We start from the raw sequence: 25,094 nt of genomic DNA on the forward strand, positions 1-25,094 counted from the left end.
CGTCGTGCATCCGCGCGACGCGGCCGCGCTCATGCGATCCGACGCGGTGCACGTGCCGATCGTGTTCTCGGGGTCGCGCACCGAGGTCGGACCCGTCGTCGTGCCCGGCGTCACCCCGTGCCTGGCGTGCGAGGCGGCGCACCGGCGCGACGCCGATCCGGCGTGGCCGCAGCTGGCGGCACAGCTCGTCGGGCGGCGGAGCGTCCCGGTCGATCCCGCCGAGGCTTGGGAAGCAGGGCTCACGGCGACGCGCCTGCTCGACCAGGTGCTCGGCGTCAGCGCGGCGCCGAACGTGTCGTCGGAGTCCTCGTCGGTGATCCTGCACGCCGCGTCGCCCCTGCGGTCGCTGCGGTCGCACGTGCCTCACGCAGACTGCGGGTGCCGATCTCCTGCAGGAACCTCGACGGCCGCCGATCCCGTCCGCCGCGAGACCACGACAGTTCGAGCGTTCGCGCAGCCCGCGTGATTCCGACGTACGCGAGCCGGCGCTCCTCGTCGATCTGCTCGAACGTCGTCGCGTACCCGATCGGCAGCACGCCCTCCGCGAAGCCGATGAGATGCACGTGGTCCCACTCGAGGCCCTTGGCGGCGTGCAGCGTCGAGAGGGTGACGGTGCGCAGCGCCGGTTCGTGGTGCGATTTCGCACGCGCGAGCAGGTCGTCGGTGAACGCGCGCAGGCCCGTGCCCGCGGGTGCCTCTTCGGCGAGCCGCAGGAGGGCCGCGCGCGCCTCCCACGCGTCGCGCAGGGCGCCGCCCGCCGCGGGAGGCTCGTCGGTGAGCCCGAGCGAGCGCAGGACGTCGCGCACCGTGTCGACGAGGCCCGACTCGGTGGGGGCGACGGATGCCCCGCGCAGCGCCATGATCGCCTGACGCACTTCGGGGAGGTCGAAGTAGCGCTTGCCGCCCAGCACCGTCGCGGCGATGCCCGCATCGGCGAGCGCGCGCGAGATCTCGACGGACTGCGCGTGCGACCGGTACAGCACCGCGATGCTGCGCGGATCCACGCCCGCCGCGATCCGCGCCGAGATCGCGGCCGCCGTGCCGCGCGCCTCGGCCTCATCGTCCTCGTAGGCGGTGACCGTCGGCGTCGGACCTGGCTCGTCGTCGCCGGCCGCCTCGAGATGGAGGGCGCCGGGGCGACCGCGCATGAGCTCGTTCGCGACGGCGAGGATCGAGGCATCCGACCGGTAGTTCGTCTCGAGCCGCACCACCTTCGTCCCCTCGTGCCGACGCTCGAAGTCGAGGAGGAAGCGTGCGTCGGCACCCGCGAACGAGTAGATCGTCTGGCTCGCATCGCCGACGACGCACACGTCGCGACGATCGCCCAGCCACAGCTCGAGCAGGTGGTGCTGCAGGGGCGAGACGTCTTGGAACTCGTCGACGGTGAAGTGCCGGTACTGCTCGCGGACCGCCTTGACGACGGTCGGCTCGGCCTCGAGCATCCCCGCGCACGCGAGGAGGACGTCTTCGAAGTCGAGCTGACGACGCTCATCCTTGAGCTTCTCGTACGCGCGCTGCAGGTCGGCGACGCGCGAGACGTCGAGGTGCCCGACGCCTCCCGGCCGCGCCGCGACGTACTCGTCGATCGTGCGCATCGTGACCTTCCGCCACTCGATGCCCGACGCGACGTCGCGCAGCGTCGCGACGTCGAGATCGAGCCCGATCGAGTCGGCGGCGTGCGCGAGCAGCCGGACCTTGTTGTCGACGATCGTCGGCGGCCGGTCGCCCGCGAGGGTCGGCCAGAAGTAATTGAGCTGAGCGAGCGCGGCCGCGTGGAAGGTGCGAGCCGCCACACCTTCGACCCCGAGGGCGCGCAGACGGCCGCGCATCTCGCCCGCCGCCTTCGCGGTGAACGTCACAGCCATGACGCGTCCCGGCGAGTACGCGCCCGTGTCGACGCCGTGCGCGATGCGGTGCGTGATGACCCGGGTCTTGCCGGTGCCGGCACCCGCGAGCACCACGACGGGTCCTCGCAGGGTCGTGACTGCCTCGAGTTGGCGGTCGTCGAGACCGGCGAGTGCTCCGCCGCTCATGCGAGTCCCGCGTACCAGTCCGAGATCAGCCGGTGCGCGATCGACGCCGGCCCCGGCAGCAGGATGCCGCTCTCGCCGCGGAGCCCCTCGCCGATCTCGTCGCGATGGAACCACCGCACCTCGACGATCTCCTCGCCGTCGGGGCGCGCGGCGTCGTCGTCGGCCGCCGTCGCGAGGAACCCGAGCATGAGGCTGCGGGGGTAGGGCCATGCCTGCGAACCGCGGTAACGCAGGTCGACGACGTCGACGCCCGCCTCTTCGCGCAGCTCGCGCTGCACGGTGGCCTCGAGCGACTCGCCGGCCTCGACGAAGCCCGCGAAGCACGAGAAGCGGTTGGCCCCCCACAGGGCGTTCGAGCCGAGGAGCAGTCTGTCGGGGTCGGTCGCGCTCGTGACGGCGACGATCACGGCCGGATCCGTGCGGGGGAAGTGCTCGCGCCCGCACGACGGACACGACCGCGCCCACCCCGATGTCGTCACCAGTGTGAGGGCCCCGCACGCCGGGCAGTGCGGCGCTTCGAGAAGCCAACGGCCGAGGCTCAGCGCCTCGACGAACGCGCCCGCGTCGAACGCCGAGAGCCCGCCGCCCACGACGCGCAGCGGCCCCCACCCCGCGGGCGGGTCGAGCGGGGCATCCGCTTCGCGAGGAAAGACCGCGGCGAGCACCGCCGCTCCCCCGTCGGCCTCGTCGGCACGACCCAGGAAGGCCCACTGGGCTCCTTCCGGGACGGCGCCGGGCGTCACCCAGTGAAGTGCCGCACCGCCGTCGTCGAGCGGCGCGGAGTCGCCGTGCAGCACGAGGACGCGGGTCGCCGCATCCGCCCTGCTCTCCTCGATCAGACCGGGGTTCATGCGCTCATCGCCCGCGCGATCGAGGGCGGCGCGGGCCAACGGCGGCTGCTGCGGGCGAGGGGACGCCGTCATCGAGGACCTCTCTGCGCTGGTCGGCGGCCAAGGGCGTGGCGCGAGGGCGGACCGGCGCCGGGCGACCTACCCTGGGCACATGGCACGCTCACCCCTCACTCTAGCCGCGTCGGTGACCTCGGCTCTTCCGCGGGTAGGCGTCGTCGGGGCAGGTCTGCTCACCGAAGGCGCCGCCGGTCGCTACGACACCGCGGTCGCCGATCTCGAAGACGGCCGGCGGGTCGTCGTTCGGGCTCCTGCCGAGCCGGATGCCGCGGCCGAGCTGGCCGCCGAGGCCCGCGCGCTGCGCGCGCTCACGCCGGGCGTGCGCGAGCTCCTGCCGTTCCGCGCACCCGAGCTGCTCGGCGAGACCGGGGTCGGCGAGACGCGCGCGATCGTCGTCTCGTTCCTGCCCGGATATCGCGTCGACGCCGCGCACCTGCCGGCGGGCCGCGGGGCCGCGACGTCGGTCGGAGAGGCGCTCGCGGCGCTCCACGCGCTTCCCGTGTCGATCGTGCGCGCCGAGGGGCTGCCGATCCGCACGCCCGCACAGGCACGCCAGGAGACCGCGCGCCTGATCGACCGCGCCGAGGCGACGCGGCGGGTTCCCGAGGATCTCATCCTCCGCTGGCGCCGCGCGACGGCCGCCGACGACCTGTGGCGCTACGAGTCGGCCGTCGTCCTCGGCGGCATCGGCGCGGCCTCGTTCCTCTTCGAAGACATCGACGGCGTCCCCGTGGTGACCGGACTGCTCGACTGGCACGGGCTGTCGGTGGGCGACCCCGCAACGGACCTGCAGTGGCTCGCGTCGGCTCCGAAGGCCGCCGACGACGTGTTCGCGGCGTACGCCTCGCACAGCCACCGTGCACCCGACGCCCTCGTGCGCGCGCGATCGCGCCTGTACGCCGAGCTCGAGTTCGCGAAGTGGCTTCTGCACGGCGACGACACGGGGCGTGACGACATCGTCACCGATGCCGTACGGCTGCTCGAGTCGCTCGCCGAGGGCGTGCGCGGCGACGAGCTGGTGCCGGATGCCGCGCTCGACGTCGACGACGCGATCGCGCTGCTCGGTCGTACGCCGGAACAGGCTCCCGCCGAGGTCGACACGTCGATGCAGACCGACACCTACGACCCCGAGGAGCTCGCGTCGTGGGTGCAGGACGAGGAGCGCGAGGCCACCGGACCGGACGAGCTCGAGGACGCCCCGGACGGACGCGACGCGTCCCATCGATCCGAGCCCGAGACACTGTTCGACGAGGTCGAGCCGTCGCCCGATGACACGTCCACGGCGCCGATCGACGTGTCGGCGCTCCGCGAACACGATCAGGCGGATGCGCCGGCGTCCGGCCCCTCGAGCCCGGCCGACGACGTCGCGGCGGCGGAGGCCGCCGAAGCGGAGCGCGCCTCGCGTGCGGCGTTCCAGCGCTGGACGAGCTCCGCTTCCGAGTAGACGCGGTCCGAGCGGATGACGAGGTCGTCCGACACGTAGTACAGCGCGACGTCGATCTCGTCGAGCGGCACGCCGTGCCGCTTGTGGTACGCGAGGCGGTAGAGGGCGAGCTGCAGCATCCGCTCGTCCTTCTCGGCCGCCGTGCGCGGAGGCTTCCCCGTCTTCCAGTCGACGATCTCGATGCGGCCGCCGCGATCGGGGCGGCGGTACACGGCGTCGAGCTTGCATACGACGCGGCCCAGCCCCTCGGCTCCTGCGAGCAGGATGTCGATCTCGGTCTCGACCTCGATGGGGCGCAGATCGGCCCACTCCGAGCGCTCGAAGATCTGCTGGAGGCGCTCGAGCTCGGCGGCGTCCTCGCGCGACGCCTCGGTCTCGGGGGCGTCTTCGCCGTCGAGCTCCCACAGCCCGTCGTCGATCGACGGTCCCGGCCCGACGAGTTCGGACCGCTGCTCGACCCACGCGTGGAAGAGGGTTCCGAGGCGGGTCTGCCGATACGGGCGTTCCGGCAGCGGGCGGGCGATCGCATCGACGGTTCCGCCGAAGTCCTCGACGAACTCCTTGAAGCGCGACGCCGCGACGCGCGGTGGTGCATCCGCCCACGGGCGCCGTTCGCGTGCGGCTCGCTCGCGCAACAGCCGGTCGAGCTCAGGCTCGGGCTCAGCCCGCTCGGAGCCCGCCGCGCGGTCGCGTACGAGCGCCGCCGCGTCGAGCACGACCGCGCGACGCTCGCCCAACGGGTCGAGGGGCCATTTGAGCGTGGCACCCGCGTGGTTCGCGTACGGGTTCTCGGTCGGATCGCCGACCTCGATCGGGTCGAGGCCGAGCGCACTGACGATCTCTTCGAGGTAGGGGCTCGGATGCCGCGCGTCCTTCTGCCCGCCCCACTGCGACCCCGTGAGCAGCAGTCGCGTGCGCGCACGTGTGACCGCGACGTACGCGAGGCGGCGCTCTTCATGCTCCAGGTGCGCCTTGACGCCCGCCTTGAAGTCGGTGACGGCCTTCTGCAGCGCTTTGCGATCGCCCGGCGCATCCGGATCCCAATCGAATACCGGAAGCGCGTCACGGTCGCCGCGGAACGGGTACGGCAGCACACCGAAGCCCAGCCATCCGAGGGTCGACTGCGGCCGCTTGGGCAGCTCGTCCTTGACGAGGCGCACGACGGCGACGGCGTCCCACTCGAGTCCCTTCGCGCCGTGGATCGTGAGAAGCTGCACGACGCCCGGCTCGGGCGGCTCGGGCCGCGGCATGAGCTCGTCGGTCTCCTCGGCGTGGTCGAGCCACGCGAGCAGGCTCGAGATCGAACCGCGCTCGTCCGCTGCGAGGAACGACCGCACCTCGTCGACGAACGAGCGCAGCTGCGCCGACGCGAGGCGCGCGGGACCGCGCGTCTCGTTCGCGGCGAGCTCGACGTCGAGGCCGAGCTCGAGCTCGATCGCGCGGATCAGCTCGGGGATCGGCTGACCGACCGCCGAGCGCAGCCGCTGGAACATCGCGCCGGCGTCGCGGATGCGCCGCACTCCCTCGGCGGTGAATCGCGACAGCAGCCCGTGCTCGGGCGAGACCGAGCGCACGAAGTCGACGGCGTCGACGATCGACGCCTGCTCGTCCGCGCCGACCGAGCCGCGAATCCGTGCGAGGAGCTCGTCGTCATGGCGGGTGAGCGTCTCATCGCGCTGAGACAGCGTCACAGCGAGATCGTGCAGCGCCGCCATGTCAGCCACCCCCACGCCGAACCGCGGCCCCACGAGGAGCCTGATGAGCGACGAGCCCTGCGTCGGGTCGCTCAGCACACGCAGCGTCGCGACGACGTCGACCACCTCGGGCGTCGACAGGAGTCCGCCAAGCCCGAGGATGCGGTGCGGGACCCCGTGCCGCGCGAGCGCATCGGCGAACGTCGACATGTGGCGCTTCGCGCGGAACAGGATCGCCCCCGCATGCGGCCGCCCGCCCGGATTGTCGCGTTCGTGCTCGTCGCGCACGAGCGCGAACCACGAGGCGACCTCTTCGGCCTCCTGCTCGATCGTCGAGGTGAATCGGTGCTCCACCATCCCGACACCAGCGCCGGGCCGCGCGCTCAGTTCGGCGACCGGAACGCCGATCGGCGCCGCGTGTGCGATGAGGGTGTTCGCCGCGTCGAGGATGCGCCGGTCGTTGCGCCAGCTCACCATGAGCTGGAAGGTCTCGCAGCGTGTCTCGTGGGCGAACGCGCGCGCGAACGCGCCGAGGTTGTCGGCGCTCGCGCCGCGCCACCCGTAGATCGACTGGTGCGGGTCGCCGACCGCCATCACGGGGGTGTCGCGGAAGATCGCCGACAGCAGTTCGGTCTGGATGACCGACGTGTCCTGATATTCGTCCAGCAGCACGACGCGGAACTGCTCGCGCAGCTCGCGTGCGACCTCAGGCGCCCGCGTCACGATGTCGAGCGCGCCCGCGACCTGGTCGGCGAAGTCGAGCGACCCCTGCGCTTCCTTCGCGGCGGCGTAGTCGCGCACGAGCCCCGCGAGCACGGGGAGCCCGCCCATCGCATTGTGGAGCTTCTCGATGTCGCCGGGAGACGCCAGGTCGGGCTTGATGTGGGGCGCGACGGATGCCTCGACTCTCCGCGCGAACTCGGAGACCTCGTCGAGGTCGGCGCGATTGTCGAGCACCTCACCCGCGAGTCGCTGCACCGCGTCGACGACCGTGCCGAACCGGTCCTCCCGCTCGGAGAGGCGCTCGTCGGTCGAGGCGACGACGACACGGCGGGCCATGAGCCACGAGCCCGACTGGCTGAGAAGGGCCGCGTCCGCGTCGCGTCCGATCCGCGCACTGTGCTCCCGCACGATCGCGTCGGCGAACGCGTTGTACGTCGAGACGCGCGGGCGCAGGAGCACGTCCTCGGCGGGACGGGCGGTCGCGGCATCCGGTTCCCATCCCGTCTTGAGCTGCACGCACAGGCGGTCGAGCGCCGCGGCGAGAGCCGTGCGGCGGTGCCGCTCGGGCAGGATCGCGATGCGGTCCCACATCGCGGCGAGCTCACCGGATGCCGCGAGCCGCGGCAGGTGCGGAAGAAGGCCGCGCCGGCCGTACTCGTCGATGCGGGCGAGGCGCGCCTCGATTCGCTCGGCCAGCTCGCCCGCCGCCTTGCGCGTGAACGTGAGGCCCAGCACCTCGTCGCGCCGGACATGCCCGTTCGCGACGAGCCACACGACCCGGCCGGCCATCGTCTCGGTCTTGCCGCTGCCGGCGCCCGCGATGACGAGGGCGGGCGCCGGCGGTGCCTCGATCACGCGCCGCTGGTCGGGCGTCGGCTCGGGAAGCCCCAGCGCGGCGGCGACGACCGACGCGGAGAGTTCGAGCGGTCCGCCCCAGCGCACGGGTGCGGCCTCGGTCGCGATGGACGTCACGCCGAGCTCACCGCCTTCACGGTGTGCAGGCGGCACACGCCGAAGCGGTCGGTCGTGCAGTGCTGATCGACGTTCGCGATGAAGGAAGAGGCCGCCATGCCCTGGGCGTCGGCGATGACCCGCCGCAGGAACTGCGCGCGGGTCTCAGGCGTCAGGGGCTTCTGATGCGCGATGCGGTAGTGCGTGTCCTTCAGCTTGCGCGAGAGCACGAGCAGGCGCGCCCCCGCGTTCTCGGCGTCGGGCGGAATCTCGACGAGGCCGGAGTCGATCGCGAGCTGGTATGCGGCGAGCTGCGCGTCGTCGACGACCTTCGCATCGCTCACGCGATCCTCCGATCGACCGGTCTTCAGGTCGACGACGACCACCCGACGCGCTCCGGAGCCGAGCGGCACGGCCTCGCCCCGGTCAGGCGGGTACAGCTCGACACGGTCGATCGAGCCGCTCAGCACCGCCGTCGCGATCGGGCGCTCCGCCGCTTCGGCGGACGCGTCGAGGAGGGAGTCGGTCGCCGGGTCGCGCTCGATGTACGGGCGCACGCGGGGCGTGGCATCCGGCTCTTCCGGCGCGTCGATCTCGAGACGGAACCGCGTCTCGGCGCCGATCGGCTCGCCGCCCTCGTTCTCGAAGCGACGCAGGTACGCGTCGAGGCGACGCACGAGGGTGTCTGCCCACGTGCGCTCCTGCCGCTCGAGCCACGGCGCCTCGAAATCGAGCTCGCCCCAGCGCTCATCGACCACCGCGCGGAGCTCGTCGATCCCGCCCCCGCGCTCCATCGCAGCGTGGAGGATCGTGCCGAGCCCCGCCGAGAACGACCGCGTGTCGCCGCCGAGCGTGCGGATGACCCAGTCGAGCCCGCACTTCTCGAAGCCCTCGAGGCGCGAGGGCGACACGCGAACTGGCGCGCGCTGCAGGTCGTGGACCGGTGCGGTCGAGGTCGGCGGCGCGATGCCGTACCACTCGTCGGGCCGCGCCCCCGGCACTCCGGCCTCAGCGAGCAACACGAGCTGGTCGGCCGCAGCAACCCTGGCGGCGGAGTCGCGCGACGTCGTGAGCGTGCGGCGGTGCAGGGCCACGAGCCCCCGGAGCGTGAGCGGATGCTCGTCGCGCGCACCCTCGTCGTCGGAGGGCGGAGGCAGGTACGAGAAGAGCGGGCTCGGGCCGAGATCGTCGTCGTCGACAGCGGTCACGACGAGGCGCGTGCGAGCGCGGGAGACGGCTCGCGCGAAGAGTCGCAGCTCTTCGTGCAGCACCCCGCGGCGTCGGTCGAGCACGGCCGGTTCGACGGACGGCCGTCCGGCACGCCACGCGTCGATGTCGTCGGCGAGGCGCCACACGTCGAGGAGCCCGCCGCGCAGGCGCGTGTTCGGCCACACGCCCTCCTGGACGCCGGCGACGACGACCGCCTCGAACTCCGTGCCGAGCGCGGCCGCTGGCGTGAGGAGCGAGACCGCGCCCGGGCGCTCCGGCACGGTGAGGAGGTCTTCGGGCACTTCGCTGTCGAGGATGTCGCGCAGGAACGGGGCGGGGCCGGGGTCTGCGGATGCATCGGCACCCGACCGTTCGACGTAGCGCTTGGCGGCGCCGAAGAGGGCGACGAGCGCGTCGAGCGCGCGGCCCGCCTCGGCCGCGAGAGGGCCCGTGCCCGACGCGCGGCGCGCCCACTCGCGCTCGAGGCCCGAGCGCTCCCACACGAGCCACAGCAGCTCGTGCACCGTCGCGCCTCGCTCGCCCGCCTCGTGCACGAGCCGCAGCGTCGTGGCCAGGCGCTCCGCGCGATGCGCGTCGGGCGCGTCGATCAGGGCCAGCACGGCGGGCTCGGCCATCGCCTCGGCGAGCAGCTCCTTCGCGGAGCGGGAGCCGCCGGCGGCGAGCTCGATCGTGCGCAGACGTGCCCGCACGCGGCGCAGGCCCACCGCGTCGAGCCCGCCGAAGGGCGTCAGCAGGGCGTCGGCGAGAGCCTCGGGATCGCGCTCGGCCGGGTCTTCGAGCCCGAGCCGCACGAGTGACGCGATGTCGCGCACCACCGGCTCTCGGCCCAGCGGCCGCGGGGCGCTGCCCGCGCGGACGGGCACCTCGCGCGCCGCGAGCTCGGCCTCGAGGTGCGCCACCTGACGCGTGTCGTGCGCGATGACGGCCAGCTCGTCCCATGGGATGCCGTCCATGACATGCCACGTGCGCAGGAGCCGCGCGATGCGGTCGACCTCTTCGAACGGCGATGACGCGTGCACGGCCTGTATGCGCTCGTCGGCGACCGGCTCACCCGGCGCGCGGCGATGCTCGACGCGGCCGCTCGCGCCGATGGACGCCGTGATGGTGCGGGTGAGGTGGGTGATGGCTCGCGAGCCCCGGTGCGACCCGTCGAGCACGTGGACCTTCTCGAGCAGCGCCACGAGCCGCTCGAACAACTCGGGACCGGCCCCGCGGAACGCCCCCGATCCGATGTCGGGGTCGCCGAACGCGACCACCGCGATGCCCCGACGACGTGCGGCCTCGAGCAGCGCGATGCCGCCTCGCGTGAGCTCCTGCGCGTCGTCGACGAGCAGCACGCGAAGTCCGGCTGCGGGACCGATCCGCTCGGGACCCGCCTCGGCGAGAAGGTCGGCGGCCTCATGCACGAGCTCCGCCGGATCCCGATGCGCACTCCGCATGCGCGACAGCGTGTAGCGGTAGTCCTCGAGGAACCCGGCGGCTGCGACCCACGTCTCGCGCCCGGCCGCCTGGCCGAGCGCGCGGAGCTCAGCCGGGCGCAGTCCGAGGTCGGAGCACTGCGCGAACAGGGCCCGCAGCTCGGAGCGGAACGGACGCGAGCGCCGCACGCCCGTTCCCAGGCTCTCGGGCCAGCGGTCGCGCCCCGCAGCGGCGTCGTCTTCGTCGCCGACGAGCAGCTCGGCGATGATGCGGTCCTGGTCCCCGGCGGTCAGCAGCTGGGGCGGCGGTGCCCCGCCGGCGACGGCCGCCGCGCGCACGAGCTGGAACGCGAACGACGCGACGGAGCGCGCGAGCGGGCCCGGAGTCGCGACGTCGAGACCGGCCGCCACGCGGTCGCGCAGCGCCGTCGCCGTCTGCCGCGTCGGCGTGAGGACGAGCAGCTCCTCGGGGGCGACCTCCCCCTCGCGCAGAAGCCGCGCCGCGCGCGCGACCAGCGCCTCGGTCTTGCCCGTGCCCGGTCCGCCGATGACCACACCGGATGCCCCGACCCCGAGCCCCACGACCACGCGCTGCCCCTCATCGAGGGTCGCGGACGCGCGATGGCCGGGGTTCATGTGAAGCACAGTAGTCGGCGGCGACGACATCACCGGATCGCGGCGGTGTCGCCCGCCCCACCCGCCGGGAGTCGCCTCGCGGGCGTTCGCCGAGAGCGTTCGCGGAGGCGTCCGTGCTCGGGCCGCGGCATCCGCTTCTGTCATAGAGTTGCCATGCGTCCGACCCGGGGCGCGGAAGGAAAGGCAGTCACGTGGAGATCCGCATCGGCATCACGAACACCGGCCGCGAGCTCGGCTTCGAGACAGACGAAGCCGCCGCCGACGTCAAGAAGTCCGTCGCGAGCGCCCTCGACTCGGGCGCGACCCACGTCACCTTCACCGACAACAAGGGGAACTCCTTCATCGTGCCGACGGCGAGCCTCGCCTACGTCGAGATCGGCACCGAGGAGTCGCGCCGCGTCGGGTTCGTCGCCTGACATGCAGATCCTCCTCGGCCTCATCGTCGGTGCGTGCATCGGCGTCGCGCTGCACTTCGCCGTTCCCGGCCGTTCGACACGAGGCGTCGCGCTGGCCCCGATCCTGGGCACGTTCGTCGCCGGGCTCGCGTGGATGCTCCTCACGTGGGCCGGTCAGGGCGTCGACAGCCCGTGGATCTGGCTCGCGGCGTTCGTCGCCCCAGCCGCCGTGGTGTGGCCGACGCTCGTCGTGCTCAAGCGCATCCGCGACGCTCACGACGAGCGCGAACGCGAGCGCCTGCGCATCGCCTGACGCCGTCCCCCGGCGGGCGATCTACGCGGCGAGCCCCATCGCGTCCATGCGTCGCGAGTGAGCGGCCATGAGCTCGGTGAAGACGGGTTCGACCTTCTGCTCTCCGGCCGGATCGAGGGAGCCGGGACGCAGTGCCGCGCGGGCGATGAGGAGCGTGTCGCCGACCAGTCGACGGCCCCACATCGCGAGCAGCGAACGCCACTCGGGGTCGCTCTCGATCGCGGCGCCGAGGAGGTCGACGATCGCCTCCCGGTCGTCGTCGGCCTGCAGGATGCGCGCGACACGCCGACCGGTCTCTCCGTAGCTCGCCGACAGGGCGAGGTAGAAGTCGTCGAGCATGCCCGCCGTGATGTGCACGGACAGCATCGTCTCCTGCGGGCGCACGCCGTGCGTCGCGGCGCGGAACGCGTCGAGCTGCTCGCGGAACGGGAGCATGATCTCGGTCGGGTCGTCGCCGCGCTCGCGGATGAGCGCGACGAGCTCCTCGTGCTTCGTGAGAGCGGCGCCGGCGGCACGCGACAGCGCCTCCTTCTCGGCGAGCGCGGGCGTGGAGGCGATGAGCTCGCTCAGCGTCTCGAAGTAGCCCAGCTGCAGGTACGCAGCCTGCCCGAGGAACGTGTCGATGTCGGGCGCGAGCTGCTCGAAAGCCACGCGGTGGGCGTCGCCGAGGTCGCCTCGTGCGCGCAGCTGCAGCCGTCTTCCGGGCTCGCGGCGCTGCCAGAACCACCTCACCACAGCCTCCACCCTAACCGGCGTTCGGCTGACACACGGGGCTGTCCGGTATCCTGGACGGGTCCCCGGCGATGGATCGGGGCTCCCGCGCCTGTGGCAGAGAATGGGCGTGGACCGCACCACAGCCCGCGCCGGGGAGACCTGTAGCGCCAGGGCACGGACTCAGGCAGCTTCTGACTGCCGGACAGGCGACAGTATCGTGACGACCTTCGTCGAACTCGGCGTCGATCAGGACATCGTCGACGCCCTCTCGGCTCGCGGCATCGTGGACGCGTTCCCGATCCAGGAGCAGACCATCCCCCTCGGGCTTCCGGGGCAGGACATCATCGGCCAGGCCAAGACCGGAACGGGAAAGACGTTCGGCTTCGGAATCCCGGTGGTCCAGCGCCTCGGCCTCGATCCCGAGCCCGGCGTCAAGGCGCTCATCGTCGTGCCGACGCGCGAGCTCGCGGTGCAGGTCTACGAAGACATGGACATGCTCACCTCGAACCGCTCGACGAGCGTCGTCGCCATCTACGGCGGCAAGGCCTACGAGGGCCAGATCGACCAGCTCAAGGCCGGCGCGCAGATCGTCGTCGGCACCCCCGGGCGCCTCATCGACCTCAACAACCAGCGACTGCTCGACCTCTCGAACGCCACCGAGGTGGTTCTCGACGAGGCCGACAAGATGCTCGACCTCGGGTTCCTCCCCGACATCGAGAAGATCTTCCAGAAGCTTCCGGCCGTCCGCCACACGCAGCTCTTCTCGGCGACGATGCCGGGCCCGATCGTCGCACTCGCGCGCCGGTTCATGTCCAACCCGATCCACATCCGCGCGAACGACCCCGACGAAGGCCTCACGCAGGCGAACATCCGTCATCTCGTCTACCGCACGCACGCGCTCGACAAGGACGAGGTCATCGCCCGCATCCTCCAGGCGGAGGGCCGCGGAAAGACGGTGATCTTCACGCGCACGAAGCGCGCCGCGCAGAAGCTCGTCGACGAGCTCAACGACCGCGGCTTCAACGCGGGCGCCGTCCACGGCGACATGAGCCAGGAGGCGCGCGAGCGCTCGATGGCGGCGTTCAAGGCCGGCAAGAAGGACGTGCTGATCGCGACGGATGTCGCAGCCCGCGGAATCGACGTCGACGACGTCACCCACGTGATCAACCACACGATCCCCGACGACGAGAAGACGTACCTGCACCGCGCCGGCCGCACGGGTCGTGCGGGTAAGACCGGCATCGCGGTCACGTTCGTCGACTGGGAGGACCTGCACAAGTGGGCCCTCATCAACCGCGCCCTCGAGTTCGGCCAGCCCGAGCCCGTCGAGACGTACTCGTCGAGCCCCCACCTCTACACCGACCTCGACATCCCCGAGGGCACGAAGGGCCGCATCGCGACCGCCCCGAAGACGCAGGCCGTCAAGACGCAGCGCCGCCCCGAGCGCGCGGCCGACGCCGCCGCGCAGGGTGAGGACGCCGGAACGACCCGCCGCCGTCGCCGTCGCCGCTCGTCGAGTGAGCGCGTCGGAACCACGTTCGCCGAGGAATCGACGGATGCCGCGCCCTCGCGCGACGGCGACCACACGTCCTCGCAGCGCGGCGAGCGCACCGAAGGCGGCGGCACGCACGACGGAGGCGGCAAGGAGCACCACGACGGCAAGCCCGCCCCCGCGCGGCGCCGCCGCCGTCGCCGCGGCCCCCGTTCGAGCACTCCCGCCGCGTCCTGACGCTTCGGCGGTGTGGTGCGCTTCGCGGCACCGCGGCGCGGTCGCCCAGTTCAGGACATCCGGTCGACGCAGGACGATCGCGCCTGAATCATCCTGAATCCGCCAGATGTCCTGATTTCGCACGGTGTGGGCGACGAGCAGCCCCGCGATGAGGTCGGGCTGACGCATCCGGATCAGGACGGGGTCTCAGGAATCGGTCCTGTTCTCGGCGCCGCGGCCTGAACAGGGGCACGCCGGCGATCCGCAGCACGCCGTCGGCGACATACGCCCATGAGCCGACGTCGGTCTTGAAGACCTCCATGACGGTGCCCGTGACGTGGAAGGCCACGATCACCCACAGCTCGCGCCCCGTCTCGAGGCGCGCCGCGACCATCACGACCTGGATCGCGACCGCCGCGATCGTCAGGAAGTCGTTGCGCGCGAGCGCCGCGTCGTCCGGGTACCACAGCCGCACCGCGACGATGGCGGCGAGCAGCGCGGCGCCGAACACGCACGCCCACGTCTGCTTGAGCACGAACACCGCGACCTCGACGAGGGTCGAACGGATGCCGCGATCCGGCGCATTCCGCAGCAGCCGATGCGCCGCCGCATCGATGCGCCGCTCGAGCGCGGTGGACTGCCGCATCCGCCCACGCTAACCCGCCGTCGCCAGGACTCGTCCCCGACGCTCGCGCGGAGGTCATTCCGTCGGGCGCACTCCCCCGCCATAATCGGCATCAGACGACGGAGCTCGCCGCCGTCGCGCTGCTCGCAGCGTCCTTCTACTCAAGGAGAATCCATGGACTTCTGGTCCAACTTCTGGAGCCTCATCTGGTGGTTCCTGTGGGCGTTCGTCTTCATCGCCTACCTGATGGCTCTGTTCGCGATCATCGGAGACCTCTTCCGCGACCACAAGCTCAACGGGTGGTGGAAGGCGGTGTGGATCATCTTCCTGGTCTTCGTCCCGTTCCTCACCGCACTCGTGTACCTCATCGCGCGCGGCCAGGGAATGGCGGAGCGCAGCCAGAAGGAGGCGCAGGCGGCCCAGGCCGCGGCCGACTCGTACATCAAGCAGGTCGCGGGATCGAGCCCTGCCGAAGAGATCGCCAAGGCGAAGAGCCTGCTCGACGCCGGAACGATCACCCAGGAGGAGTACGAGCACCTGAAGGCCAGGGCCCTCGCCCACTGACGTCGCGGGCCCCGAGCACGAGCGCCCCCGTCACGGATAGACGGGGGCGCTTCCGCGTCCGCGTTCGATGATCCGCGCGACCATGTCGTCGCTGGTCGTGTTCTCGCCCGGCTGATTCGGCTTGCCGAGCCCGTGATAGTCGCTCGAGCCCGTGACGATGAGGTCGCGTTCCTCGCACAGACGACGAAGGGTCCGGATGCCGCTCTCCAGGTTCTCGCGGTGACCGAGCTCGAACCCGCCCAGACCCGCATCGAGCATCGCGTCGAGGACGGGCATCGGCAGGACTCCCGCGCGGCCGGCCGGGTGGGCGATGATCGGCACGCCCCCGGCATCCGCGATGAGGCCCACCGCCGTCACCGGATCCGGTGCGTACAGGGCGACGTAGTACTCGCCGCGCGGGCTCAGGATGCTCGAGAACGCCTCGGCGCGGTCGCGCACGAGTCCTCGCGCGACGAGCGCGTCGGCGATGTGCGGGCGGCCGACGGTCGCCCCGTCGGTGGTCTGGGCGACGATGTCGTCCCACGCGACGTCGTAGTCCCGCGAGATCCGCTCGGCCATGAGGCGCACGCGATCGAGGCGCGACGAGCGGATGCGGTCCATCATCGCGACGAGTCCGGCGTCGTCGGGATCGAAGAGGTACCCGAGCACGTGCACGCTGCGGTACTGGTGCCTCGCCGAGAGCTCGATCCCGGGGATGAACGTCATCCCGAGTGACACGGCGGCCTCGGCCGCCTCGGCCCAGCCCCCCGTCGTGTCGTGGTCGGTCAGCGCCGCCGTGCGCAGGCCATGGCGGTGCGCCGCCGCGAGCACGAGCGCGGGCGACTCGGTGCCGTCGGAATGGGTGGAGTGGAGGTGAAGGTCGCTGGGGCCCTCGAAGCGCCGATTCACCGCCATGCTCCGAGCGTAGCGGGGGCCCCGACAGCGCCGCGCGCACGGCGGGGACATGTGCGCCGTTTCGAGATTTCCCAGCCTGCTCGCATAGAGTCGCCGGGTGCTCCGACTCCTCGGGATCCTCGTCGCCGTGCTGTGCGCGATCGGCGCGGCGGTCCTGACCTGGCCGGCGTTCTTCCGGCTCGAGCGCGTGTACCCGATCGCGCAGCTGATCTCGTTCCGCAGCGTGATCCTGGTGGCGTTCGTGGTCGCCGTCGCGCTCGCGCTGCTTCTCGCGCTCGCCCGCCCGGTTCGCCGCTTCGCCCTCGCGATCGCGACCATCGCGGTGGTCGCCGTCGTGGCCAACGTCGCGATCCTCGCCTCGCGCGGAACCGGCACCGAGACGCTCCCCGAGAAGACCGCGTCGAGCGTGCGCGTCATGACGTGGAACACCGCGGGTGCCGCTACTCCGCCCGAGACGATCGCACGGATCGCGGTCGCTATGGACGCCGACATCGTCGCGCTGCCCGAGACGACGATCGAGACCGGCGAGCAGGTCGCCCTCATCATGCGCGACCTCGGCCACCGCATGTGGGCGCATCACACGGAGAACCCCGCGACCGAGTGGGACGCGGGGTCGACGACGCTGCTCATCTCGCCCGAGCTCGGCGAATACTCGATCATCCAGTCCTCGAGCAACGGCACGAGCAACACGTCGACCGTCCCGAGCGCCGTGGCGATGCCGATCTCCGGCGACGGCCCGATCGTCGTCGCCGCCCACGCGGTCGCGCCGCGGCCGAGCTACATGCAGCACTGGCGCGACGACCTGCAGTGGCTCGCCGACCAGTGCGCGGTCGAGAACGTCATCCTCGCGGGCGACTTCAACGCGACGGTCGACCACATGTCCGACCTCGGCGTCGACGGTGGAACCCTCGGTCGCTGCCACGATGCGGCCGCCGCGAGCGGCAACGGGGCGGTCGGCACGTGGACGACCGAGATGCCGCCGCTGCTCTCGGCGCCGATCGACCACGTCATGGCGACCGACGATTGGACGGCGACCGGCTCGCTCGTGCTCGGCTCGATGGACGAATCCGGCAGCGACCACCGGCCGCTCATCGTGCAGCTGGAGCCCGCGGACTGATCGTCCTCACGGCTCGCCGGGGTCCGTGCGAGACTGGACGAATGAGCACGACAGGCGACCCTTCGACGGGCTCAGGGACCGACCTCCTGAAGACAGACCCCGCGACCACCGAGCCGACGGCCGAACCCCAGGCCGAGGAGAAGGTCACCACCAACCGGCGGCAGCCGTTCGGGCGCGGGTTCCTCGACACGATCTCGACCGGATGGGCCGACCGACCCGAATCGCTGCCGCCGCAGCGCGAGCAGGCGCCCTACGCGGCGAGGCGTCGCGACGCGGTGTCCGCGGCGTTCCCGGGCAAGCGCCTCGTCATCCCGGCGGGCGATCTCAAGCAGCGCAGCAACGACACCGACTATCCGTTCCGCGCGCACTCGGCGTTCACGCACCTCACCGGCTGGGGCTCCGATGCCGAGCCGGGCTCGGTGCTCGTGTTCGACCCGCGCGACGAAGGCGGCCACGACGCCACGCTCTACTTCCGCGAGCGCGCCGACCGCACGACGGCCGAGTTCTATTCGGATGCCTCGATCGGCGAGTTCTGGATCGGCCCTCGCCCCGCGCTGGCGGGCGTCGCATCCGACCTCGGCATCGCGACCGCCCACGTCGACGACTTCGAGTCGAGCGACGCCGATGTCGTGCTCGAGGAGGACGAGGAGCTCACGCGCTTCGTGTCGGAGCTGCGCCTCGTCAAGGACGAGTACGAGATCGAGCAGATGCGCCTCGCGGTCGACGTCACGGCGCGCGGCTTCGACGACATCGTCGCGAACCTGCCCCGCATCGTCGAGCACCCGCGCGGCGAGCGCGTCGTCGAGGGCGTGTTCCACCTGCGCGCGCGCAGCGAGGGCAACTGGGAGGGCTACGACACGATCGCGGCATCGGGTCCGCACGCGTGCTACCTGCACTGGACCCGCAACGACGGCGCCGTCGTGCCGGGCGACCTCATCCTCATCGACGCCGGCGTCGAGGTGGACAGCCTCTACACGGCCGACATCACGCGCACGATCCCGGTGAGCGGACGCTTCACCGACATCCAGCGCAAGGTGTACGAGACGGTGCGAGAGGCGGCGGATGCCGCGTTCGCGGCTGCGCGCCCGGGAGTGACCTTCCGCACGGTGCACGAGACCGCGATGGGCGTGATCGCGCGTCGCGTCGCCGAGTGGGGGCTCCTCCCCGTGACCGCCGAGGAGGCGCTCGACGCCGACAAGGGCGGCCAGCACCGGCGCTACATGGTGCACGGCACGAGCCACCACCTCGGCATCGACGTGCACGACTGCGCACAGGCGCGGCGTGAGATGTACTACGACGGCGTGCTCGAGCCGGGAATGGTGTTCACGATCGAGCCCGGCCTGTACTTCCAGATCGACGACCTCACGGTGCCCGAGGAGTACCGCGGCATCGGGGTGCGGATCGAGGACGACATCCTCATCACCGAGGACGGCCCCGTGAACCTGTCCTCCGCGATCCCGCGCACGGCCGACGAGGTCGAGGAGTGGGTCGCGCGACTGTCGACCGGTCGCTGACCGAGTCCGGCGAGACTCACGGCCGTGACCTACACCGCTCCCCCGTCGTTCACGACGCGGCCGACGCTGTCGGGCACGTTCGGCATGGCGGCTTCGACCCATTGGATCGCGACGGCGGCCGCGCAGTCGGTGCTCGAGCGCGGGGGCAACGCGTTCGACGCGGCGGTCGCGGGTGCGTTCGTGCTGCACGTCGTCGAGCCGCACCTCAACGGGCCCGGCGGCGATCTCGTCGGGATCTTCGCGACCGCCGAAGACCCGACGCCGACCGTGCTCATGGGTCAGGGGCCGGCGCCCGCAGGCGCGACGATCGAGCATTACCGCTCGGAAGGCCTCGACCTCGTGCCCGGCGCGGGCGGGCTCGCCGCGGCCGTCCCGGGCGCCGTCGACGCATGGCTCCTGCTCCTGCGCGACCACGGCACGTGGGAACTCGCCGATGTGCTGTCGTTCGCGATCGGATACGCACGGAACGGCGTGCCGCTCCTTCCGCAGGCCGCGGCTGCGATCGCCCAGCTCGCCGAGCTGTTCACGAGGCACTGGCCGACCTCGGCGGCGCTGTGGATGCCGAACGGTGAGCCGCCCGCGCCGGGCTCGGTCGTGCGCAACCCGGCATATGCCGACGTGCTCGACGCGCTGTGCCACGCATCGTGCACGGTGCGCGACGACGGACCCGTCGGCCGCGCCGCCCGCATCGACGCCGCGCGCACCGAGTGGAAGACCGGGATCGTGGCGCACGAGGCATCCGCCTTCCTGTCGACTCCGCACCGCCACTCGGAAGGCGGTGAGCACGCGGCGGTCATCACACCCGACGACTTCGCCGCGTTCGATGCGTCGTACGAGCCCGCTGTGACCGCCGAGTTCCGCGGCGCGACGATCGCGAAAGCCGGCGCGTGGAGCCAGGGGCCGGCCCTGCTGCAGACGCTGCGGATGCTCGAACCGCTCGACGACGACCGCCTCGACCCGTCGCAGGACGTCGGCGCGCACACGATCCTCGAGGCCCAGAAGCTCGCGTACGCCGACCGCGACGCGTGGTACGGCGACGCCGACGTCGACCTTGCGACGCTCCTGTCGGAGGATTACGCCGCTGAACGCCGAGCACTCATCCGAGACGACGCGTCGGCGGAGCACCGGCCCGGTGCCCTCGGCGGGCACGACGGCTTCCGGCCACCGCTGCGCACGAAGGACGCATTCGCCGTCGCGGCGGGCACGGGCGAGCCGACCGTCCAGGCGAACGGCCGCACGCGCGGCGACACCTGCCACATCGACGTCGTCGACCGCTGGGGCAACATCGTGTCGGCGACGCCGTCGGGCGGCTGGCTGCAATCGTCGCCGACGATCCCCGCGCTCGGCTTCTGCCTGGGCACGCGACTGCAGATGACGTGGCTGGAGCCCGGGCATCCGTCCTCGCTCGTCCCCGGCAAGCGCCCGCGTACGACTCTCACGCCGACGCTCGTGCTGCGCGACGGTGCGCCGTGGTTCGCGATCGGCTCGCCCGGCGGCGACCAGCAGGACCAGTGGCAGCTTCTCGTGCTGCTGCGCATGCTCGTCGGCGGCTACCGCGCGCAAGAGGCGATCGACGCGCCCGCGCTGCACACGACCGCGCTGCCCGAGTCGTTCTGGCCGCGCACGTGGACTCCGGCCGGCGCCGTCGTCGAGGACCGCCTCGGCGCCGCAGTGATCGAGGGACTCGAACGGCGCGGGCACGTCGTCACCCGCGTGGGCGACTGGACGCTCGGCCGCGTGTCAGCGGTGGGGACGGATGCCGCGACCGGCCTGCTGTGGGCGGCCGCGAACCCGCGCGGCATGCAGGGGTACGCGGCGGGACGCTGAGCGCTACCGGGCGGCGACGCGCCGCACGAACGCCGCGACGAGCGGCGCGAGCCCCGCACCGATCTCGTCGGGGGGCCGCTTCGCGCCCTTGACCTCGAACGAGTGGCCGCCGCCGTCGATCCACTCGAGCGTCGCGTCCTGGCACGAGGCGACCGCCGCCTCCAGTCCCTCGTGCGGCACGACGAACGGGTCGGTCGTGCCCTCGACGAACAGCTGCGGCGCGGCGATCTGCGGCAGGTGAGCCGAGCGGTCTTTCTCCGGCCGCCCCGGCGGATGCAGCGGATACCCGAGGTACACGAGTGCCGCCGGCGCGATCGCGCCCTCGGCCGCGGCCATCGACGCCATGCGCCCGCCGTACGACTTGCCGGCGGAGACGAAGGGGATTTCCGGAAGCGCGTCGCGCGCTGCGGTCTCGACCGCCGACCACGTCGCGATCGCGTGGGCGGGGGGTCCGGGCATCCGTCGCCCCGACTCGACGTAGGGGAAGTTGAACCTCAGCGTCGCGACCCCCTCGTCGCGCAGGGCGCGTGCGAAGCCGACGAGGAACGGATGCCGGAACCCCGCGCCCGCGCCGTGGGCGATCGCGACCGCGGCCCACGGCTGCCCGTCGGGCAGCTCGAGGTCGCACGACACCGCGACGACGCCCGCTGGGAGCGTCACCGGGACGAGCACCGTCATGCCTTCGGCGCGTCGCCGTCGTCGCCCGCAGGCGCTTCGTCGGATGCGGCCGATGCGGCATCCGCCTCGCCCTCCTCGGCGTCGGCCGTGTCGCCTTCGACGATGCGCTGGCCGTACTGCGGCGGCTCGGCGGCAGGCGTGACCCGCAGCCCGTACTGCGGCGGCTCATCGGTCTCGGGTGCGACCGGCGGAGCCGCGGTCTCGGTGAGGCCGAGCACCTGTCGTGCGCGATGGATGCTCGACGCGGCGACGTGCACTTCGTAATGCTCGGCGACGACCTGCATGACCGACGCGTAGTCGCGGCGACGGCGCACGAACGAGTACGTCACGAGGCTCAGGAGCATGCCGATCGCGATGCCCACGAACAGCACGCCGACGAACGCCTGGATCGGCACGGTCGGCGACCCGAGCACGAAGATGGCCGCGAACAGGAGGCCGAGCAGCAGGCCGTTGATCGCTCCCGAGCGCGCCGCGGCCGCGTAGCCGAGGCGGCCGGTGACGCGCTCCACGGAGCGCAGGTCGTGGCCCACGATCGAGATGTCGCGCGCGGGGATCTCGGCGGCGATGAGCGTCGAGACGGCCTTCTGCGCCGCTTCGTAGGTGGGGAAGCTCGCCACGGTCTGACCCGTGTCTTCAGGGCCCTGCGGAAACCGACCGCCCATCATGCTCATGTCCTCATCCTCCCATGGACCCCGGACTACGCTGGACGGGTGAGCACGCAGAGGGTATTCGTCGCGCGCCTGTCCGGGTGCTCGGTCTTCGACCCCGCCGGCGACCGGCTCGGCAAGGTGCGGGACGTCGTCGTGATCTACCGCAAGGACGATCCGCCGCGCGTCGTGGGGCTCGTGGTCGAGATCCCCGGGCGCAGACACGTGTTCATGTCGATCGGGCGCGTGACCTCGATCGCGACCGGCCAGGTCATCGCGACGGGGCTCATCAACGTGCGCCGTTTCCAACAGCGCGGCGGCGAGGTGCGGGTCATGGCCGAGCTCCTCGGGCGTCGCGTCTACTTCAAGGACGGTTCGGGTTCGGCGATCATCGAGGACGTCGCGATCGAACGCAACCGCGCAGGCGAGTGGGACGTCGGTCAGCTCTTCCTGCGCCTGCCCAAGACGAGTGCGTCGCCGTTCGCGAAGGGCCCCACGACGTTCGCCCACTGGTCCGAGGTGCGCGAGCAGCAGACTCCGGGCGAGGCCCAGTCGGCCGAGCAGCTCATCGCGACCTACTCCGACCTCAAGCCGGCAGACCTCGCCAACACGCTGCTCGACCTGCCCGAAGATCGCCTCATCGAGGTCGCCGAAGAGCTCCCCGACGACCGTCTCGCCGACGCGCTCGAAGAGATGCCCGAAGAGGAACAGGTGCATATCCTCGAGGCACTCGGCGACGAGCGCGCGGCCGACATCCTGGACGCGATGGAGCCCGACGATGCAGCCGACCTGCTGGGCCAGCTGTCGGAGGAGCGCTCCGAGGAGCTGCTCGACCTCATGGAGCCCGAAGAGGCCGAGGATGTGCGCGCCCTCCTGAAGTACGGCCCCGACACGGCGGGCGGTCTCATGACGAGCGAGCCGATCGTGCTGTCGGCCGACGCGACCGTCGCCGAGGCGCTCGCACTCATCCGCCGTCATGAGCTGCACCCGGCCCTCGCGGCAGCGGTGTTCGTGACGCTCCCGCCGTACGAGACGCCGACCGGCCGGCTGCTGGGCACCGTCCACTTCCAGCGGATGCTGCGCTATCCGCCCCACGAGCGCCTCGGCACCATCATCGACGACACGCTCGAGCCGGTGCCGGCGACCGCGTCGGCGACCGAGGTCGCTCGCCTCCTCGCAAGCTACAACCTCGTGTCGCTGCCCGTCGTCGACCAGGCGCACCGCCTCGTCGGCGCGGTCAGCGTCGACGACGTGCTCGACTACCTGCTGCCCGACGACTGGCGATCCCATGACGCCGAAGACGAACGGCCGCAGGAGAAGAACGAAGTCCCCACGACCACCGCGAGCATCCCGAGGAGGCGCTGATGGCCCGTCCGACCCGCCGTGCAGCGCTGGATGCCCCTCTCGGGCGGTCCGGCGTCCTGGGGCCGCGCATCGCGCAGCCCTCGCGCGACCGCTTCGGCCGCTTCACGGAGTGGATCGCGCGCAACATGGGAACGCCCGCGTTCCTGCTCGGGCTCACCGTCTTCTGCGCGAGCTGGATCGCGTGGAACACGCTCGCCCCGCCGAATCTCCGCTTCGACTCGGCCGAGTTCGGGTTCACCGCGCTCACGCTCATGCTGTCGCTGCAGGCGTCGTACGCGGCGCCCCTCATCCTGCTCGCCCAGTATCGCCAGGACGACCGCGACCGCGTGCAGATCGAGCAGGACCGGCAGCGTGCCGAGCGCAATCTCGCCGACACCGAGTACCTCGCGCGTGAGATCGTCGCGCTGCGCATGGCTCTCACCGAGGTGAGCGACGAGGTCATCACGCGAGACGTGCTGCGCGCCGAGCTCAAGGCGCTGCTCGAGCAGCTCCAGCCGAGCGCCGAGGCCGGCGACGCCGGTCGATCGACGTGAACGACGAGCTCGCCGCCCGCGTGCGCGCAGCAGTCGGCGCCGTGAGCGATCCCGAGCTGCGAAGGCCGATCGCCGACCTCGGCATGGTGCGCGACATCGTCGTCGAGGGCGGGACGGCGAAGGTCGGCATCGTCCTGACGATCGTCGGATGCCCCGCCGCCACCCGCATCGAGAAGGACGTACGCGCGGCCGCCGCCTCGGTGCCCGGCATCGACGCCGTCGAGGTCGCGGTCGGTGTCATGACGCCCGCCGAGCGCGCCGAGCTCACCGAGAAGCTGCGCGCGGGGCGGCCCGCACGGCAGATGCCGTTCGGACCGGAGTCGCTCACGCGCGTGATCGCCGTCACGAGCGGCAAGGGCGGCGTCGGCAAGTCGACGGTGACCGCGAATCTCGCGGTCGCACTCGCCGCACGCGGTCTGGCCGTGGGGCTCGTCGACGCGGACGTGCACGGGTTCTCGATTCCGGGCCTGCTCGGCCTGCTCGACGCAGACGGCCTGCCGCCGCAGCCGACGCGCCTCGACGACCTCATGCTCCCGCCCGTCGCGTACGGCGTGAAGACGATCTCGATCGGCATGTTCCTGCGCCGCGGCCGCTCCGACGAGCCGCTCGGTGCGGTCGCGTGGCGCGGTCCGATGCTGCACCGGACGGTGCAGCAGTTCCTCACCGACGTGTACTTCGGCGACCTCGATGTGCTGCTGCTGGACATGCCGCCCGGCACGGGCGACGTCGCGATCTCGGTCGGTCAGCTCCTGCCCCACGCCGACGTCGTGGTCGTCACGACGCCGCAGGCCGCGGCATCCGATGTCGCCATCCGCAGCGGCCTCGTCGCGCGACAGACCGGCCAGCGGGTCGTCGGTGTCGTCGAGAACATGGCGGGCCTCACGCTCCCCGACGGAACGACCGTCGACCTCTTCGGGTCCGGGGGCGGCGCCGAGGTCGCGGCCGCGCTGTCACGCGACGAGGACGAGGTGCCCGTCCTCGCGTCGATTCCGCTCAGCCCCGAGCTTCGCGCGGACGGCGACGCGGGGACGCCGGTCGTGGTCGCGCACCCGGCCGACCCGGCGGCCGTGGCGATCACGCGTCTCGCCGAGAGGCTCTCCGGCCCGCGCGGGCTCGCCGGCCGGTCCCTCCCGCTGCGGCCGTCGTGACCCGCACGCCTCCCG

The 25,094-nt window shown here is 72.1% G+C and carries 18 protein-coding genes and 2 pseudogenes; 11 read left to right on the plus strand and 9 right to left on the minus strand.

Going from position 1 to position 25,094, the window contains the following annotated elements; all coding sequences use genetic code 11:
- Positions 1–275 precede the first annotated feature (275 nt).
- Both VNR19_RS05920 and nudC read right to left on the minus strand, forming a co-directional pair.
- Positions 276–2,033, minus strand: a complete 1,758-nt coding sequence (locus VNR19_RS05920) for an ATP-dependent helicase (protein ID WP_325724847.1) — start codon at positions 2,031–2,033, stop codon at positions 276–278.
- Positions 2,030–2,956: an NAD(+) diphosphatase gene (nudC, locus tag VNR19_RS05925; RefSeq protein ID WP_325724849.1), complete on the minus strand. Its 927-nt coding sequence runs from the start codon at positions 2,954–2,956 to the stop codon at positions 2,030–2,032. Before nudC ends, VNR19_RS05920 begins: the two co-directional genes overlap by 4 nt.
- A 79-nt stretch (positions 2,957–3,035) precedes the next feature.
- Between nudC and VNR19_RS05930 the strand changes: the two are divergent.
- Positions 3,036–3,731 (plus strand): annotated as a pseudogene (locus VNR19_RS05930) (phosphotransferase); the annotation flags it as partial.
- Positions 3,732–4,258: 527 nt separating this feature from the next.
- Here VNR19_RS05930 and VNR19_RS05935 read toward each other — a convergent pair.
- Positions 4,259–7,774, minus strand: coding sequence for an ATP-dependent helicase (locus VNR19_RS05935; RefSeq protein ID WP_414684122.1), 3,516 nt, complete (start codon positions 7,772–7,774; stop codon positions 4,259–4,261).
- Complete coding sequence (locus VNR19_RS05940) at positions 7,771–11,037, minus strand: ATP-dependent helicase (protein WP_325724851.1); 3,267 nt, start codon at positions 11,035–11,037, stop codon at positions 7,771–7,773. Before VNR19_RS05940 ends, VNR19_RS05935 begins: the two co-directional genes overlap by 4 nt.
- Positions 11,038–11,228: 191 nt before the next feature.
- Here VNR19_RS05940 and VNR19_RS05945 point away from each other — a divergent pair, with 191 nt between their 5' ends.
- Both VNR19_RS05945 and VNR19_RS05950 read left to right on the plus strand, forming a co-directional pair.
- Entirely contained in the window at positions 11,229–11,453 is a 225-nt protein-coding gene (locus VNR19_RS05945) for a DUF3107 domain-containing protein (RefSeq protein ID WP_325724852.1), read from the plus strand.
- 1 nt (position 11,454) lies between these two features.
- Positions 11,455–11,745 (plus strand): hypothetical protein, encoded by a 291-nt coding sequence (locus VNR19_RS05950; protein ID WP_325724853.1) that lies wholly within the window; start codon positions 11,455–11,457, stop codon positions 11,743–11,745.
- 21 nt (positions 11,746–11,766) lie between these two features.
- Here VNR19_RS05950 and VNR19_RS05955 read toward each other — a convergent pair whose 3' ends face one another.
- Entirely contained in the window at positions 11,767–12,480 is a 714-nt protein-coding gene (locus VNR19_RS05955) for a ferritin-like fold-containing protein (RefSeq protein WP_325724855.1), read from the minus strand.
- Between the two features lie 196 nt (positions 12,481–12,676).
- Here VNR19_RS05955 and VNR19_RS05960 point away from each other — a divergent pair, with 196 nt between their 5' ends.
- Positions 12,677–14,188 (plus strand): DEAD/DEAH box helicase, encoded by a 1,512-nt coding sequence (locus tag VNR19_RS05960; protein ID WP_325724857.1) that lies wholly within the window; start codon positions 12,677–12,679, stop codon positions 14,186–14,188.
- A gap of 220 nt (positions 14,189–14,408) precedes the next feature.
- On the opposite strand, the pseudogene VNR19_RS05965 reads toward VNR19_RS05960, so the two are convergent.
- Positions 14,409–14,813, minus strand: a pseudogene (locus tag VNR19_RS05965) (DUF817 family protein); the annotation flags it as partial.
- Between the two features lie 153 nt (positions 14,814–14,966).
- On the opposite strand from VNR19_RS05965, the gene VNR19_RS05970 reads away from it, so the two are divergent.
- Positions 14,967–15,356 carry an SHOCT domain-containing protein gene (locus tag VNR19_RS05970; protein WP_325724859.1) on the plus strand — a complete coding sequence of 130 codons (390 nt, stop codon included), beginning with the start codon at positions 14,967–14,969 and terminating at the stop codon, positions 15,354–15,356.
- Between the two features lie 30 nt (positions 15,357–15,386).
- Here VNR19_RS05970 and VNR19_RS05975 read toward each other — a convergent pair whose 3' ends face one another.
- A complete protein-coding gene (locus tag VNR19_RS05975) occupies positions 15,387–16,250 on the minus strand; it encodes a PHP domain-containing protein (RefSeq protein WP_325724861.1) in 864 nt (287 codons plus the stop codon).
- Positions 16,251–16,347: 97 nt separating this feature from the next.
- On the opposite strand from VNR19_RS05975, the gene VNR19_RS05980 reads away from it, so the two are divergent.
- The 3 genes from VNR19_RS05980 to VNR19_RS05990 are packed head-to-tail and all read left to right on the plus strand — an operon-like array spanning position 16,348 to position 20,708.
- Positions 16,348–17,367 (plus strand): endonuclease/exonuclease/phosphatase family protein, encoded by a 1,020-nt coding sequence (locus VNR19_RS05980; RefSeq protein WP_325724863.1) that lies wholly within the window; start codon positions 16,348–16,350, stop codon positions 17,365–17,367.
- 41 nt (positions 17,368–17,408) lie between these two features.
- The gene (locus tag VNR19_RS05985) at positions 17,409–18,881 is read left to right on the plus strand and encodes an aminopeptidase P family protein (protein ID WP_325724865.1); all 1,473 of its coding nucleotides are present in this window, start codon (positions 17,409–17,411) and stop codon (positions 18,879–18,881) included.
- A 24-nt stretch (positions 18,882–18,905) separates the two neighbouring features.
- Positions 18,906–20,708, plus strand: a complete 1,803-nt coding sequence (locus VNR19_RS05990; protein ID WP_325724867.1) for a gamma-glutamyltransferase family protein — start codon at positions 18,906–18,908, stop codon at positions 20,706–20,708.
- A 3-nt stretch (positions 20,709–20,711) separates the two neighbouring features.
- Here the strand turns inward: VNR19_RS05990 and VNR19_RS05995 are convergent, their stop codons facing one another.
- Both VNR19_RS05995 and VNR19_RS06000 read right to left on the minus strand, forming a co-directional pair.
- Positions 20,712–21,386 carry an alpha/beta hydrolase family protein gene (locus VNR19_RS05995; protein ID WP_325724868.1) on the minus strand — a complete coding sequence of 225 codons (675 nt, stop codon included), beginning with the start codon at positions 21,384–21,386 and terminating at the stop codon, positions 20,712–20,714.
- Positions 21,383–22,057, minus strand: coding sequence for a YflT domain-containing protein (locus VNR19_RS06000; protein ID WP_325724869.1), 675 nt, complete (start codon positions 22,055–22,057; stop codon positions 21,383–21,385). The genes VNR19_RS05995 and VNR19_RS06000 overlap by 4 nt, the downstream gene beginning before the upstream one ends.
- A 39-nt stretch (positions 22,058–22,096) precedes the next feature.
- On the opposite strand from VNR19_RS06000, the gene VNR19_RS06005 reads away from it, so the two are divergent.
- Genes VNR19_RS06005 through VNR19_RS06015 form a run of 3 tightly spaced genes read left to right on the plus strand, consistent with a single transcriptional unit; the run spans position 22,097 to position 25,079 of the window.
- A complete protein-coding gene (locus VNR19_RS06005) occupies positions 22,097–23,398 on the plus strand; it encodes a magnesium transporter MgtE N-terminal domain-containing protein (RefSeq protein ID WP_325724871.1) in 1,302 nt (433 codons plus the stop codon).
- Positions 23,398–23,931, plus strand: a complete 534-nt coding sequence (locus VNR19_RS06010) for a DUF1003 domain-containing protein (protein ID WP_325724873.1) — start codon at positions 23,398–23,400, stop codon at positions 23,929–23,931. The genes VNR19_RS06005 and VNR19_RS06010 overlap by 1 nt, the downstream gene beginning before the upstream one ends.
- On the plus strand, positions 23,928–25,079 hold the full coding sequence (locus tag VNR19_RS06015; protein ID WP_325724876.1) for an Mrp/NBP35 family ATP-binding protein: 1,152 nt from the start codon (positions 23,928–23,930) through the stop codon (positions 25,077–25,079). Before VNR19_RS06010 ends, VNR19_RS06015 begins: the two co-directional genes overlap by 4 nt.
- Positions 25,080–25,094 lie beyond the last annotated feature (15 nt).

Source organism: Microbacterium sp. (assembly GCF_035556355.1).
Classification (GTDB): Bacteria; Actinomycetota; Actinomycetes; order Actinomycetales; family Microbacteriaceae; genus Microbacterium.